Annotated in this window: 12 protein-coding genes; 10 read left to right on the top strand and 2 right to left on the bottom strand. The window is 67.7% G+C overall.

The window, feature by feature from the left end; translation table 11 throughout:
- Positions 1-59 precede the first annotated feature (59 nt).
- The 9 genes from IB258_RS08240 to IB258_RS08280 all read left to right on the top strand — a co-directional run bounded on the left by IB258_RS08240 (position 60) and on the right by IB258_RS08280 (position 11752).
- Positions 60-1541 (top strand): amidase, encoded by a 1482-nt coding sequence (locus IB258_RS08240; RefSeq protein WP_192352418.1) that lies wholly within the window; start codon positions 60-62, stop codon positions 1539-1541.
- A gap of 248 nt (positions 1542-1789) precedes the next feature.
- The gene (locus IB258_RS08245) at positions 1790-3409 is read left to right on the top strand and encodes a methyl-accepting chemotaxis protein (RefSeq protein WP_054456378.1); all 1620 of its coding nucleotides are present in this window, start codon (positions 1790-1792) and stop codon (positions 3407-3409) included.
- On the top strand, positions 3409-3939 hold the full coding sequence (locus IB258_RS08250) for a chemotaxis protein CheW (protein WP_370539821.1): 531 nt from the start codon (positions 3409-3411) through the stop codon (positions 3937-3939). Before IB258_RS08245 ends, IB258_RS08250 begins: the two co-directional genes overlap by 1 nt.
- Entirely contained in the window at positions 3936-5219 is a 1284-nt protein-coding gene (locus IB258_RS08255) for a protein-glutamate O-methyltransferase CheR (protein ID WP_192352419.1), read from the top strand. The genes IB258_RS08250 and IB258_RS08255 overlap by 4 nt, the downstream gene beginning before the upstream one ends.
- 4 nt (positions 5220-5223) lie before the next feature.
- Positions 5224-5874, top strand: a complete 651-nt coding sequence (locus tag IB258_RS08260) for a chemotaxis protein CheW (RefSeq protein ID WP_175213772.1) — start codon at positions 5224-5226, stop codon at positions 5872-5874.
- Positions 5871-8126, top strand: coding sequence for a hybrid sensor histidine kinase/response regulator (locus IB258_RS08265; protein ID WP_192352420.1), 2256 nt, complete (start codon positions 5871-5873; stop codon positions 8124-8126). The genes IB258_RS08260 and IB258_RS08265 overlap by 4 nt, the downstream gene beginning before the upstream one ends.
- Positions 8123-9133 (top strand): chemotaxis response regulator protein-glutamate methylesterase, encoded by a 1011-nt coding sequence (locus IB258_RS08270; RefSeq protein WP_054456381.1) that lies wholly within the window; start codon positions 8123-8125, stop codon positions 9131-9133. The genes IB258_RS08265 and IB258_RS08270 overlap by 4 nt, the downstream gene beginning before the upstream one ends.
- A gap of 34 nt (positions 9134-9167) precedes the next feature.
- A complete protein-coding gene (locus tag IB258_RS08275) occupies positions 9168-10181 on the top strand; it encodes a PleD family two-component system response regulator (RefSeq protein ID WP_054456382.1) in 1014 nt (337 codons plus the stop codon).
- A 287-nt stretch (positions 10182-10468) separates the two neighbouring features.
- The gene (locus IB258_RS08280; RefSeq protein ID WP_054456383.1) at positions 10469-11752 is read left to right on the top strand and encodes a cystathionine gamma-synthase family protein; all 1284 of its coding nucleotides are present in this window, start codon (positions 10469-10471) and stop codon (positions 11750-11752) included.
- A 26-nt stretch (positions 11753-11778) separates the two neighbouring features.
- On the opposite strand, the gene IB258_RS08285 is transcribed toward IB258_RS08280, so the two are convergent.
- Positions 11779-13290, bottom strand: coding sequence for an MFS transporter (locus tag IB258_RS08285; RefSeq protein WP_054456384.1), 1512 nt, complete (start codon positions 13288-13290; stop codon positions 11779-11781).
- A gap of 154 nt (positions 13291-13444) precedes the next feature.
- Here IB258_RS08285 and IB258_RS08290 point away from each other — a divergent pair, with 154 nt between their 5' ends.
- Positions 13445-14329: a LysR family transcriptional regulator gene (locus tag IB258_RS08290; protein WP_054456385.1), complete on the top strand. Its 885-nt coding sequence runs from the start codon at positions 13445-13447 to the stop codon at positions 14327-14329.
- A 14-nt stretch (positions 14330-14343) separates the two neighbouring features.
- On the opposite strand, the gene IB258_RS08295 is transcribed toward IB258_RS08290, so the two are convergent.
- Positions 14344-15030 carry a GntR family transcriptional regulator gene (locus IB258_RS08295; RefSeq protein ID WP_054456386.1) on the bottom strand — a complete coding sequence of 229 codons (687 nt, stop codon included), beginning with the start codon at positions 15028-15030 and terminating at the stop codon, positions 14344-14346.
- Between the last annotated feature and the right edge of the window lie 13 nt (positions 15031-15043).

The raw sequence follows: 15043 nt of genomic DNA on the forward strand, positions 1-15043 counted from the left end.
AAGCGCGACCCCATATGATCAGGCGCCCCGAGTCGAAGGCGCGCCGCAAGGAGACCCGCATGACCATTGCCGCCCCGGCCGCAGCCGTCCCATTGAACGACATCGTGGCGATGCCCGCGCACGCGCTGTCCGAGGCGATCCGCAAGCGTCAGGTGTCCTGCCGCGAGGTCATGGCGGCCTATCTGGCGCACATCGACCGGGTCAATCCCAAGCTCAACGCCATCGTCGCCCGGCGCGACAGCGACGAACTGCTGCGCGAGGCCGATGAGCGCGACGCCCAATTGGCCGCGGGACAGTGGCTGGGCTGGCTGCATGGCATGCCGCAGGCGCCCAAGGACCTGACCGCCGTGCGCGGCATGGTCACGTCCATGGGCTCGCTGGTCTACAAGGACCAGGTCACGGCGCACGACTCCATCATCATCGAGCGCATGCGCGCGTCCGGCGCCATCTTCATCGGCCGCAGCAACGTGCCGGAGTTCGGCCTGGGCTCGCACACCTATAACCAGGTATATGGCGTCACGGGCAACCCCTACGATCCGTCCCGGACCGCGGGCGGCAGCAGCGGCGGCGCTGCGGCCGCGCTGGCGGCCCGCATGCTGCCGGTGGCGGACGGCAGCGATTTCGGCGGCTCGCTGCGCAATCCCGCGGCGTTCTGCAACGTCTACGGCATGCGCCCGTCCGCTGGCCGCGTGCCTTACGGACCGTCGACCGAGGTTTTCCTCAAGCAGCTGGCGGTTGAGGGGCCGATGGGCCGTACACCGCGCGACGTGGCCATGCTGCTGTCCGTGATGGCGGGGCCCGACCGCCGCGTGCCGCTGTCCCTGACCGGCGACCCGGCGCAGTTCGCGCAGTCCCTGGACGCCGACCTGCGGGGCAAGCGCGTGGGCTGGCTGGGTGACTGGAATGGCTACCTGCCGATGGAGCCGGGCATTCTGGAGCTGTGCGAGCAGGCGTTGGCCGGCCTGGCGCAGACCGGCTGCGAGGCCGTCGACTACCAGGTGCCATTCGCCGGCGAACGCCTTTGGCGCATCTGGCTGGCTCACCGCCACTTGATGGTGGGCGGACAACTGCACCCCCTCGTCCACAATCCCGAAACCCGCAAGCTGGTGAAGCCGGCCGTGGTCTGGGAAGTCGAAGGGCTGGAAGGCATGACGGCGCGGCAGGTTTACCAGGCCACCGAAGAGCGCAGCGCCTGGTACCAGACCGTGCAGCGCATGTTCGACGACGTGGATTATCTGGCGGTGCCGTCGGCCCAGGTGTTCCCCTTCGACGCGGCGCTGGACTGGCCCAAGGAGATCGCCGGGCGTCCCATGGACACTTATCACCGCTGGATGGAGGCCGTCACGCCCTGGACGCTGGCGGGCTGCCCGGTGATCAGCGTGCCGGTGGGATTCAACGCCGCAGGGCTGCCCATGGGCATGCAGCTTATCGGGCCGCCGCAGGCGGACCTGGCCGTGCTGCAGCTTGCGCACGCCTATGGGCAGGCGCAAGACTGGGTGCAATCCCGTCCGCCCGCGGCGCTTTGGAGCGGCGCCGCCTGAAAATGGGTCCGGTACGCATTGTTGCGGGAAAAGACAAGCCCTTGTAAGAGGGCTTTGCTTTTTTCCGACGCAAAGCGCCATATTTCCCGCAATTTCGGCGTTTTCCGTGGCTGTCAGCGTTTGCCTTTGCAATAATTGTCAACCAACTCACAACATCCCGTAATAAATGGACAGCCTTGTGTCCCCGGTTCTGTTCCAGAATATTTCGGTCCAATCGACGAGTTGATTTTGCATAGAGGTCTCCCGGCATGAAGAATCTGACACTACGCCAGCGCATCCTGGCCAGCTTCCTGGCGATTCTGGCCATCATGGCGTTGATGGTGGTGATGGATTACCGGCGCCTGCTGGTCATCGAGTCGGAAGTCGAGCTGATCAACAATGATGCCGTGCCCGGCATCTACTACAGCACTTCGATCCGGGCCTCCTGGTTCGCCGGCTTCGTGCTGGTGCAGGACGCGTTCAACATGGAGACGGACCAGGAACGCAGCCGCATCCTGGCGGGTCTGCCCGAGACCGATAAGTTGCTGGCGGACGATATCGAGCAATACCGTCGCACCATCGCGCGCGCCGACGACCGGCAGATGTTCGAGGAGTTCGAGAAGGAACTGCAGGAGTACAGACGCATCCGCGCCAACATTCTTGCGCCTGCCGCGCTGGCGGACCCGGCGCGGGCGCAGGCGCTGATCAAGGCGGAACTGCGGCCGGCGTTCTACAAGGGCCGCGACATCCTCGCCAGGATGGTGCAGGAAAACAAGAAACAGGCCGACGAAGCGGCCGTCGCCATCAAGCAATCGGTGAACAGCGCCGAAACGCGCATGCTGCTGTCGCTGGGCCTGGCGATCGTGGCGGCCATCATCTGCGGCATCCTGCTGATGCGCGCCATCGCCAACCCCATGCGCGCCATCGTCAAGACCTTGGAGGCCACCGGCGGCGGCGATCTGACACGGCGACTGACGCTGGCGCGCAAGGACGAATTCAACGCCATCGAGACCGGCTTCAATGGCATGGTTGACGAGCTGACCGGTCTGGTTGGCAAGACGCAGCGCTCCGCGGTGCAGGTGGCCACCTCCGTCACCGAGATCGCGGCCACTTCCAAGCAGCAGCAGGCGACGGCCTCCGAAGTCGCCGCCACCACGACCGAGATCGGCGTGACCTCGCGCGAAATCTCCGCCACCTCGCGCGAGCTGGTGCGCACCATGGCCGAAGTCTCCGGCGCGGCCGAGCAGACCGCGGCGCTGGCGGGCAGCGGCCAGGTGGGCCTGGCGCGCATGGAAGACACCATGCGCAACGTGGTCGGGGCGGCGGGTTCGGTCAACGCCAAGCTGGCGATCCTGAACGAGAAGGCCGGCAATATCACGCAAGTGGTTACTACGATCACGAAAGTGGCGGACCAGACCAACCTGCTGTCGCTGAACGCGGCGATCGAAGCCGAGAAGGCCGGCGAATACGGCCGCGGCTTCGTGGTGGTGGCGACCGAGATCCGCCGGCTGGCGGACCAGACCGCCGTCGCCACCTACGACATCGAGCAGATGGTGCGCGAGATCCAGTCGTCGGTGTCTGCCGGCGTCATGGGCATGGACAAGTTCTCCGAGGAAGTGCGACGCGGCATGGCCGACATGCAGCAGGTGGGCGACCAGCTGTCGCAGATCATCCAGCAGGTGCAGACGCTGGCGCCGCGCGTGCAAATGGTCAACGAAGGCATGCAGGCGCAGGCCACCGGCGCCGAACAGATCAACCAGGCCCTGCAGCAGCTGAGCGACGCCGCCCAGCAGACCGTGGAATCGCTGCGCCAGTCCACGCTGGCGATCGAAGAACTGACGCTGGTCGCCAACGACCTGCGCAGCGGCGTTTCGCGCTTCAAGGTGTGATGGTTGCCATGGCGCAGCGCGCTCCCTCTGCTGCGGCCGGACGCCGGCTGTACCTGCTGTTCCGCATCGGCGGCGACCGCTATGCGCTGGACGCAAGAGACATCGCCGAGGTGCTGGGCCTGCGCCCGTTCAAGCAGGTGCCGGGCGCGCCGGCGTGGGTGGCCGGCGTGATGGACCGCCGCGGCGTGGCTGTCCCCGTCATCGACATGAGCGCGCTGGCGGGGGGCGGCACGGCCGCCGCCGTCACCAGCACCCGGCTGGCCCTGGTGCGCTATCAGGCGCAGTCGGACGGGCCGGAACATCTGCTGGGGCTGATCCTGGAGCAGGCGACCGAAACCGTGCACTACGATCCCGCAGCGTTTCAGTCCGGCGGCCTGGACAATCCGCAGGCGCGCTATCTGGGCGCGGTGCTCGGCGATGCCGACGGCATGGTGCAGGCTGTCAACGTGCGCGACCTGCTGCCTGCGCCCGTGCGGGCGCTGTTGTTTCCCGCCGACGCCGCAGGCGCGGCGCGCGAGGCGCGGCCATGATGCTGATCGACGAGTTCAGCGCCTTGCTCAAGCGGCGCATGGGCCTGGATAGCGGCTCCATCGGCAAGGCCGCCGTCGAGCGCGCGGTGCGGCGCAGAATGGGCATGGCCGGCATTGCCGACGAACAGGATTACCTGTGGCAGGTGCAGGCGGCGCCTGCCGAGATGCAGCAGCTCATCGAAGCGGTCATCGTGCCGGAGACCTGGTTTTTCCGTTATCCCGAATCGCAGGCGGCCATGGCCGCGCTGGCGCGGGCGCGCCTGTACGCCACGGGCGCCGAAGCCCGTGTGTTGCGCGTGTTGAGCGTGCCCTGTTCCAGCGGCGAGGAGCCTTACTCCATCGTCATGGCGCTGCTGGACGCCGGCGTGCCCGCCGAACGTTTCCAGATCGACGCCTTCGACATCAGCGTGCGCATGGTCGAATTCGCGCGGCGCGGCCTGTACGGCCGCAATTCATTCCGCGGCGATGACCTGGGGTACCGCGACCGCTATTTTTCGGAGACCGCCGACGGCCACCAACTGGCCGCCCACGTGGCGGCGCAGGTGCGGTTCCAGGCCGGAAATCTGTTCGATCCCGATCTGCTGGCAGGGGTGGCGCCCTATGACTTTGTGTTCTGCCGCAACCTGCTCATCTATTTCGACGCGGCAACGCAGGCCCGCGCCGTGCAGGTGCTGCGCAGCTTTACGCGCGAGGATGGCGTGCTTTTCGTCGGCCCGGCCGAAACCACCTTGCTGACCGGCCGTAGGCTGCCGGCAGTGCCCATGGCACGTTCGTTCGCCTTCCTGGCCAAGCCGCTGCCCCCGCCGGCCGAGCCTGTCGCGCCGGCGGCAGCGCGGCCCATCGTGCACAGCTGGACGCCGCCCCGGCGGCCGCTGGCCCAGGCGCCGGAGCCCGGGCTGCCCCTGGCGCATGCGCCCATACCGGCGATACCCGCGGCGCCCGTGGTCGCCTCGGCCGGATTGCGGGACGCGCAGGCCTCCTTGCGCCATATCGCGGCCCTGGCCGACCAGGGCCGGGTGCAGGACGCCATGGCGCAGTGCCAGGCGCACATAGGCACCCACGGCGCCAGCGCCGAAGCCCTGTATCTGCAAGGCTTGCTGCAGGACGCGGCAGGCGACGCGCGGCAGGCGCAAGCGGCCTACCGCAAGGCGCTCTATCTCGATCCGACCCATCGCGAAGCCCTGCTGCATCTGGCCGCGCTGGTGGCGTCGGACGGCGATCACGAAGCGGCCAGCCGCCTGCAGGCGCGCGCGGCTCGCGGGGAGGCGCGACGTGGTTGAAATCATGGGCGTGCTGTCCGACGTGGACGACTGCTGGAACCGCATCGGCATCCGCGGCGACAAGAGTTGCGCGCAATTGGCCGACCACGTGCATTGCCGCAATTGTCCGGTCTATGCGGCGGCGGCCAAGCGCATACTTGACCGTCTGCCGCCGCAAATGGAAGAGCAGGGCGTCGAAGAGGCCCAGCAGGAGCGCGCCAGGCTGTCTTCGCTGCTGGTGTTCCGCGTGCACCGCGAATGGCTGGGGCTGCCGACCCGGGCGCTGGACGAAGTGGCCGGCACCCGCAGCATCCTGAGCCTGCCGCACCGGCGCGATCCGGCGATGCTGGGCGTGACCAATGTGCGCGGCTCCCTCACTGTGTGCGTGTCGCTGGCGCGCCTGCTGGGCCTGGAGGCGGCAGCGGAGGACGCGCGCGAGCGGCCCGCCACGGCGCGCATGCTGATACTGGGCGGCGCAGGCCGCGCGGTGGTCGTGCCGGTGGATGAGGTCGAAGGCATGCACGCCGTGGACCTGGACGGGCTGGAGCCCCTGCCCGCGACCGTGGAGGGCGCAAGCCTCAAGTACTCGCGCGGCATGGCCCGCTGCGGCGGCCGCGCCGTGGGCGTGTTGGACGAGACCTTGCTGATGCAAGCTTTGGAACGGAGCCTGGCGTGAATCCGGATCAGATGCGCGATGCCTCGCTTCTGGAATTGTTCCAGCTGGAGACCCGCACCCAGGTGGAGGTGCTGAACAAGGGCCTGCTGGCCCTGGAGCACGACCCCACGTCCGCGCCGCAGCTGGAAGCCTGCATGCGCGCGGCCCATTCGCTCAAGGGCGCGGCCCGCATCGTCGATCTGCATCCGGCGGTGCGCATCGCGCACGCCATGGAGGATTGCCTGGTTGAGGCGCGCGAAGGCCGGCTGCGGCTGCAGGCCGCGGACATCGATGCCCTGCTGATGGGCGCGGACCTGTTGCAGCGCGTGGCCACGCCGGGTGTGGAGCTGGGTAGCGAGATCGACGAGCTGGTGAAGCGCCTGAGCAATGCGCCTGCGTTGCCGGCAGCGCAGGCTGCCGCGCCGGTCCCCAAGCCCTCGGATTTCCTGCCGCCGATTCCGGTCCTGGATGAACCGCCCGCCGCAGCGGTGCAAAGGCGCAGTTCGGACGCGGGATTGGGCGAGGGCGAACGCGTGCTGCGCGTGACGGCTGACACCCTCAACAAATTGCTGGGCCTGTCCAGCGAGACCCTGGTGGAGTCGCACTGGATCGCGCCCTTTGGCGCGTCCATGCTGCGTCTGAAGCGCATGCAGGCGGGCGCGGTCCAGGCATTGGACGGCGTGCGCGCGGCCCTGGCGGGCCAGGCGCTGGACGCGCAGGCGCAAGCCGCGCTGGACGATGCCCTGCGCATCGTCCAGCAATGCCAGCAGGAGCTGTCGCAGCGCACCAGCGAGGTCGACGAATTCGGCTGGCGCATGGGCCACCTGGCCCAGCGCCTGTACGACACCGCGCTGGCCTGCCGCATGCGGCCGTTCGGCGACGGGGTGGGAGGCATGGCGCGCATGGTCCGCGACGTAGGCCGCGCGCTGGGCAAGCAGGTGCGGCTGGAAATCGAAGGCGAGTCCACCCAGGTGGATCGCGACATCCTGGAAAAGCTCGACGCGCCGCTGATGCACCTGTTGCGCAACGCGGTGGACCACGGCATCGAGATGCCGCAGGACCGGCTGGCGGCGGGCAAGCCGGCCGAAGGCCGTATCCGGCTGTCGGCGCGCCATGCGGCCGGCATGCTGCTGATTGAACTCAGCGACGACGGCGCCGGCATTTCGCTGGACCGGCTGCGCGTGGAAGTGGTGCAGCGCAAGCTGGCCAGCGCGGAAACCGCGGCCCGGCTGACCGAGGCCGAGCTGCTGGAGTTCCTGTTCCTGTCGGGCTTCAGCACGCGCGGCGAAGTCACGGAGATCTCGGGGCGCGGTGTGGGGTTGGACGTGGTGCAGACCATGGTGCGCCAGTTGCGCGGCGCGGTGCGCATCCAGCAGCAGACGGGGCAGGGCACCCGTTTCATGCTGGAGATGCCCTTGTCGCTCTCGGTGGTGCGCAGCCTGCTGGTCGAGGTGCAGGAAGAGATCTACGCATTCCCGCTGGCCTACGTCAACCACGCGCTGCAAGTGCGCGCCGAAGACATCGAACAGCTCGAAGGGCATCAGCATTTCCGCTTCATGGACCGGCAGATCGGGCTGGTGTCCGCGCGCCAGATCCTGCGCACGGGCGGCGCCGCGCCGGCCTCCGAAACGGTATGCGTGGTGCTGGTGGGCGACCACGACCGGCTTTATGGCGTTGCCGTGGACCGTTACGTGGGCGAGCGCACGCTGGTGGTGCAGCCGCTGGACCCGCGTCTGGGCAAGGTGCAGGACGTGATGGCGGGCGCATTGATGGACGATGGCACGCCGCTGCTGATCCTCGACGTGGAAGACATGCTGGTGTCGGTGCAGAAGCTGGTGGAAGGCGGACAGCTGAGCCGGGTGGACGGCGCGGGCGCGGCCGAACAGGCGCGGCGGCGCAAGCGCGTGCTGGTGGTGGACGACTCGCTTACGGTGCGCGAGCTGGAACGCAAGCTGCTGTTGAACCGCGGCTTCGACGTGGCCGTGGCCGTGGACGGCATGGACGGCTGGAACATGTTGCGCAGCGAGTCGTTCGACCTGGTCGTGACCGACGTGGACATGCCGCGCATGGACGGCATTGAACTGGTGTCGCGCATCAAGGCCGATCCCAAGCTGCAGGGCCTGCCGGTGATGGTGGTGTCGTACAAGGACAGGGAAGAGGACAGGAGGCGCGGGCTGGACGCCGGCGCCGACTATTATCTGGCGAAGGGCAGCTTCCATGACGACGCGCTGCTCGACGCGGTGGAAGACCTGATCGGAAAGGCGCGCACGTGAGAGTCGGAATCGTCAACGACATGCCGATGGCAGTGGAAGTGCTGCGGCGCGCGATCGCGCTGGAGCCGGGGCTGGACCTCGCCTGGGTCGCGACCAACGGCCAGGAGGCCGTGGACCTGTGCGCCCGCGACCGGCCGGACGTGGTGCTGATGGACCTCATCATGCCCATCATGGACGGCGTCGAAGCCACGCGCCGCATCATGGCCGAAACACCCTGCGCGATCGTGGTGGTGACCGCCGACGTGGCGCGCCATACCTCGCGCGTGTTCGACGCCATGGGCCATGGGGCGCTGGACGCGGCAGATACCCCGGTAATCGGCAGCGGCGACATGCGCACGGCGTCTGCGCCGCTGCTGCGCAAGATCCGCAACGTGGGCTGGCTGATCGGCCGCTATGGCAAGCGGCCTGCCCTGACGCCGGTGGCCCGGCCCATGCAACAGGGCGATGCCAAGCGGCTCCTGGTCATCGGCGCATCGGCTGGTGGTCCGCCGGCGCTGGCGCATCTGCTGAAGGGAATACCGCCGGAGTTCCCCGCGGGCATCGTGTTGGTACAGCACGTGGACGCCTCGTTTGCCGCGGGCATGGCGGACTGGCTCAATGAACAGGCGCCGCTGCCCGTCAGGCTGGTGCGCGAGGGCGAATGGCCCGAACCTGGCCAGATATTGCTGGCCGGCACCGGCGACCATCTGCACATGCTGGCCGACGGCACGCTGCGCTACACCGAAACTCCCAAGGAAAGCCTGTACCGGCCTTCCATCGACGTTTTTTTCCATAGCGTGGCGCAGCACTGGCGCGGCCTGGCCGTCGGCGTGCTGCTGACGGGCATGGGCCAGGACGGCGCGCGCGGGCTGAAGGCGCTGCGCGAACGCGGCTACCTGACGATTGCGCAGGACCAGGCCAGCAGCGCCGTCTACGGCATGCCCAAGGCCGCGGCCGCCATGCAGGCGGCCGTGGAAATCCGCCCATTGGACCAAATCGCTCCCCGCGTGATCCAGGCCTTTGCCTGAGCGCGCGGACCTCGACAGCATTCAAGGACTCACTATGCAACCTCCCATTGACAGCTCGGCTTCGGCGAACCTGCATTCGCATGCGGCCATGGTGTTGCTCGTCGACGACCAGGTGATGGTCGGCGAGGCCATCAGGCGGGCCCTGGCCACGGAGGGCAACATCGACTTCCACTATTGCTCGGATCCGGAAAAGGCGCTGGCCGTGGCGATCCAGACCCGGCCCACCGTCATCCTGCAGGACCTGGTGCTGCCGGGCGTGGACGGACTGAGCCTGGTGCAGGAGTACCGTGGCCATCCGGTGACGCGCGATATCCCCATCATCGTGCTGTCCACCAAGGAAGATCCGGCGATCAAGAGCGCGGCCTTTGCCGCCGGCGCCAACGACTATCTGGTGAAGCTGCCCGACTCCATCGAGCTGGTGGCGCGCATCCGCTACCACTCGCGCTCCTACCTGGCCCTGGTGCAGCGCGACGAGGCCTACCAGGCCTTGCGCCAGAGCCAGCAGCAATTGCTGGAAAGCAATATGGAGCTGCGCCGGCTGACCAATTCCGATGGCCTGACGGGCCTGGGCAATCGCCGTTATTTCGACGAATACCTCAATGCCGAGTGGCAGCGTGCGCGCCGCGACGGCCGCGAAATCAGCATGCTCATGATCGACGTGGACCACTTCAAGGCCTACAACGACACCTACGGCCACATCGCTGGCGACGAGGCGCTCAAGCGGGTGGCCAACACCATCTTCGCCAGCTGCGATCGCTCCACCGACCTGGCGGCGCGCTTTGGCGGCGAGGAGTTCGCGCTGGTGCTGCCTGGCACCCCGGCCGGCAGCGCGCGCCTGGCCGCCGAGAAGCTGCGCCGCGCGGTGGAAGCCTTGCAGATTCCGCAGAAGGACACTGGCGACGGCCCGTGGCTGACGGTCAGCATCGGCACGGCCACGGCGGTGCCGCAAGGCGACCAGCCCTGCACCGACCTGATCCAGGTGGCCGACCGCGGCCTCTATCAAGCCAAGCGGCAGGGCCGCAACCGCGTTGTTCCCGGGGTGATGTAGGGCGCGGCCGCAGGCAGGCTGCGCCAGCCATCCTCCGCGGGTTTCATGATTTTCCTGTCGATTGCGCCAAGTTGAGGTAATCAGGCAGCGCCTTTCAGGAAATCCCCATAAGGGGAAATATTGTTTCTCACTGTCCTCGCCGGACGATGCAAGCGGAAGGACTCTTGCGGCCGGCTACTGTCATTCTTCCATGCAGCCCGAGGCGGGCGGCGCTATTGTTTTCGCATGCGTGAAGCGCCAGCCCGACGGCCCGGCCGGGCACCGGAAACCAGACAGAGAGGCATAGCATGAGTTATTCCAGCTACCACAAGAAGGACATTTTCGGCCGCCCGCTGCATGCCGAAACCCAGATGATGTCGTACGGCTTCGACCCCTTCCTGTCGGAGGGCGCGGTCAAGCCGCCGGTGTTCCTGACGTCTACCTTCGCGTTCCGCTCGGCCGAGGATGGCGCGGCGTTCTTCGACCTGGTTTCGGGCCGCAAACCCTTGCCCCAGGGCGAGTCCGCGGGGCTGGTGTACAGCCGCTTCAACCATCCCAACCTGGAAATCGTTGAGGACCGCCTGGCGCTGCTGGATGGTTCGGAAGACGCCGCGGTGACCTCCAGCGGCATGTCGGCGATCAGCGCCGTGTTCCTGGCATTCTTGCGGCCCGGCGATCAATTGGTGCAATCCGTGCCGCTGTATGGCGGCACCGAAACCCTGATCTCCAAGATTTTCCCGGAGTGGGGGATAGGTTCGCATGCCGTCGAGGACGGCCTGTCGGCCAAGAGCATGCGCACAGCGCTGGAGGCCGCGGCGGCGCAGGGGCCGGTGCGTCTGTTTTTTGTTGAAACGCCCGCCAATCCGACCAATGCCTTGATCGATTTCGAGGCCATGAAGAATGAGCTGGACGCCTTCGAAGCGCGGCACGGCTATCGTCCCGTGTCGGTGTGCGACAACACCCTGCTGGGCCCGATCTTCCAGAAACCGGCCGAGCATGGCGTGGACCTGTGCGTGTATTCGCTGACCAAGTATGTGGGCGGCCATAGCGACCTGGTTGCGGGCGCGGTCACCGGCAGCAAGACGCTGGTCAAGAAGGTGCGAGCCATCCGCAGCGCGTTCGGCTCTCAGCTGGACCCGCATTCCTGCTGGATGATCACGCGTTCGATGGAGACCGTGGTGCTGCGCATGAAGCAGGCCGCGCGCACGGCGACCAAGGTGGCCCAGTGGCTGTCCGGCAATCCGCATGAAAAAGTGCAGATTTTCCATCCGGAGATGATTGCGGACCGGGCCTACCAGGAAGTCTACAAACGCCAGTGCACCGGGCCGGGTTCGACCTTCGCCTTCGTGCTTGAGGGCGGGCGCGCCAAGGCGTTCCGCTTCATCAACGCGCTGCATCTGTTCAAGTCGGCCGTCAGCCTGGGAGGCACCGAATCGCTGATCTGCCATCCGGCGTCCACCACGCATTCCGGCGTTCCGGCGGCCGAGCGCGACGCGGCCGGCGTGTCCGAGGGGCTGGTGCGCGTGTCGATCGGACTGGAGCACGAGGAAGACCTGATCGCCGACATGGACCACGCCTTCCGCAACTGCTGAGCCGGGGCCGGCATGGCAGGCCTGTTTCAGGCTGCCATGCGCCGCCGGTTGAATAGCACGAACCCCGCCGTGACCAGCAGCATCAGCGCCGCGGTGGCGATGACTGCGGCATAGCCCGTGTCGAAGGCGGTCTTGGCCAGGCGGGTCAAGGCCATGCCCAGGTCCGACGACAGTCCGTCCGCCACGATCAGGGCCTGGTCCAGGCTGTCGCGCGCCAGGTCGGACTGGGGCAGGCCAACCGGCACGGCAAGCGTGTGCGCATAGACGCCGGACAGGATCGATCCCATCAGGGTGACGCCCAGCGCGCCGCCCAGCTCGTACGACACCTCTTCGATCGAGGCCGCCATGCCGGCGCGCTCCGGGGTGGCGCTCTGCATGATGGTGCTGGACGCCGCGGTCATGGTGGCGCCTATGCCGGCGCCCAGTACGCACAGGCTGACCATCTGCGGCAGCAGCGCCGCGTCATAGCTCAGGAGGTAGCCGGTCATGCCCAGCCCCGACACCAGCAACGACAGGAACAGCATGGTGGCGCTGTTGACGCGGCCCAGCAGCCAGCCCGCCAGCGGACCCGCGATGAAAGCGGCCAGCGACAGCGGCAGGATGAAGAGCGCGGCTTCAAGCGGCGACATGCCCATGACCAGCTGCAGCCGCTGGCTGAACACCAGCTCCATGCCGAGCAGCGCAGCGGCGGCGAACAGCGCAGCCGCCACGGCCGAACTGAAGCTGAGGTTGCGGAAGATGGCGAAGTCGATCAGCGGATAAGGCCGCGCGCGCTGGCGCCGCACGAACACGGCGAGCATGGCCGCGCCCGCAGCGCAGGCCAGGCCGGCGTCGCGCCAGGACGGGTCGGTCTTGCCCAGTTCCTTCAGCGCGTAGGCGCACAGGATCAGGCCGGCCATCACCTGCAACGAGCCCGGCAGGTCCCAGGGGCGCGAGGCGTCCGGACGGCTGGCAGGAATCAGGCGCCAGGCGAGCGGCAGCGCCAGCAGCACGATGGGCACGTTGATGAGGAACACGGAACCCCACCAGAAATGCTCCAGCAGCACGCCGCCCACCACCGGGCCGACCGCGGCGCCGCCCGAGGCAACCGAGGCCCATACGCCGATGGCGATGGCGCGTTCGCGCTCGTCGGCGAAGGTCAGGCGCAGGATGGACAGCGTGGCAGGCATCATCATGGCGGCGCCCACGGCCAGCAGCGCGCGCGCCGCGATCAGCGTGGCCGCGCCCGGCGAGTAGGCGGCGCACAGGGACGCCGTGCCGAACACGACCAGCCCCGCCATGAACAGGCGCTTGTGGCCGAGGCGGTCGCCCAGCGTGCCCATGCCCAGCAGCAGGCCGGACACGACCAGCGCGTAGATGTTCACGATCCACAGCTTTTCCGACGCGTTGACGTTCAATTCATGCGTGAGCCGGGGCAGGGCGGTATAGAGGACGGTCATGTCGACCACGATCAACAGCAAGGCACTGGACACGATGGCCAGCACCAGCCAGCGGCCGGGCGCGGCCGTGGCGACAGCGTTCGGTTCAGTCCGCTGCATGGTTCTACTCCTGAAACTGAAACGCCTGCCGCGCCGCGAACGCGGGCGGGGCCGGGATTGGCCGGGTCTCAGAGGGCGCCATTATCCATCTTCCAATTCGCATAAAAAAGTTTGAAACCATCTATAAAATAGATGGATAACGAGGAGTCGCGACATGCAATGGACACTGGATCAGCTACGTCATTTCGTCGCCGCTGCGGAATCGGGATCGTTCTCGGCGGCGGCGCGACGCCTGGGCCGGGCGCAGTCGGCGATCAGTACCTCGGTAGGCTTGCTGGAAGCGGACCTGGGTGTGGAGTTGTTCGACCGGTCGCGGCGCAACGCAACCCTGACGGCCGCCGGCGAGGTCATGTTGCAGGAGGCGCAGGAACTGCTGCGCCAGGCAGGCGCGCTGGAACAGCGCGCCTTGTCGTTTGCCGCCGGGCGCGAAGCGCGCCTGGGCGTCGCGCTGGACGAAGGGCTGCCTTATCTGGTGGCCGACCAGTTGCTGAAGGAACTGGCCGAACGCTATCCGGCGCTGGAGCTGACCCAGCTCAACGGCACCGCGACGGAGGTCGCCGATTACGTGGAACAGGGCCGCGCCAGCCTGGCCTTCCAGTTCGATCGCGGCGATCCGGGCAGCGCCTTCGCCCATCGCCATCTGGGCAATGTGGCGCAGGGCATCTTCGTGGCGCAGGGCCATCCGCTGGCCGCGCTGCCCGAGGTCGGGCGCAATGACCTGGCGCGTCACCGGCAGTTGCTCATGCAGATGGACGGCGTCGACCAGGTGGTGCTGAGCCCGTCGGTCTGGCGGGCCGACAGCAGCTACAACATCGCTGCCATGGCCGCCAATGGCGTGGGCTGGGCCATCCTGCCGCTGAACATCGGCGAATACCAGGGTTTCAGCAACGAGCTCGTCAGCGTGCGCTGCGCGGACCTGTTCCTGCCCATGTTGTCCGTGCGTACGCTGTGGCTGAGGGGCGGCAGCCTGAGCGAGACGGAACTCTGGCTGCAGCAGCGCATGGGCCAGCTGCTGGCGGGGACGCAGGCGCAGCCGTAGCGCTGGGGCCGGCTTCAGCTGAGCAGGGCGCTGACCAGGTCGCCGCCGCTGCGGCCGCCGTTCTTGAAATCCAGCGCCGTCTGCACATGCTCCAGATGCGCGTCCATCAGCGCGCAGGCACGGTCGGCATCGCCCGCGCGGGCGGCCTCGATGAAGGCGTGATGCTCCTGTGACGAGCAGCTGGCATCGTGCGAGCTTTGATACAGCACGGTGATGACGGCGCTGCGGGCCGAGAGTTCGCGCAACATCCCCGTCAGCACGGAATTTCCTACGGTCTCGGCCAGCAGAATGTGGAAGTGTCCGAGCAGCCGGTTGCGTTCCTGCACGTCGCCGCCTTCCAGCGCGCGGCGCTCCGCGGCCAGATGGGCGTCGATGCGGCGGTAGTCAGCCGCCGTTGCCCGCGCCACGAATTCGCGTGCGAGCGCTGCTTCCAGGATGCGCCGTACCGCATAGACCTCGCGCGCCTCGTTCGCGTCCGGCTTGCTCACGAACGCGCCCTTGTCCGGCACGATGTTGATCAGCTTGTCCTTGGACAGCATCAGCAGCGCGGCGCGGATCTTGGTCCGGCTGACCTGATACACCCCCGCCAGCGCCTCTTCGCGCAGCCGCGTGCCGGGCGGCAGCTTGTGCGCGACGATGGCCGCCGAGATTTCCTTGGCGATATCGTCGGCGCTGGGGTCGGGGCGGACTTCCTGGGACATGTTGGGGCAGGCG

Origin of the sequence: Achromobacter sp. ACM02 (assembly GCF_014851605.1) — a bacterium.
In the GTDB taxonomy this organism is placed as follows: Bacteria; Pseudomonadota; Gammaproteobacteria; order Burkholderiales; family Burkholderiaceae_B; genus Achromobacter; species Achromobacter aegrifaciens.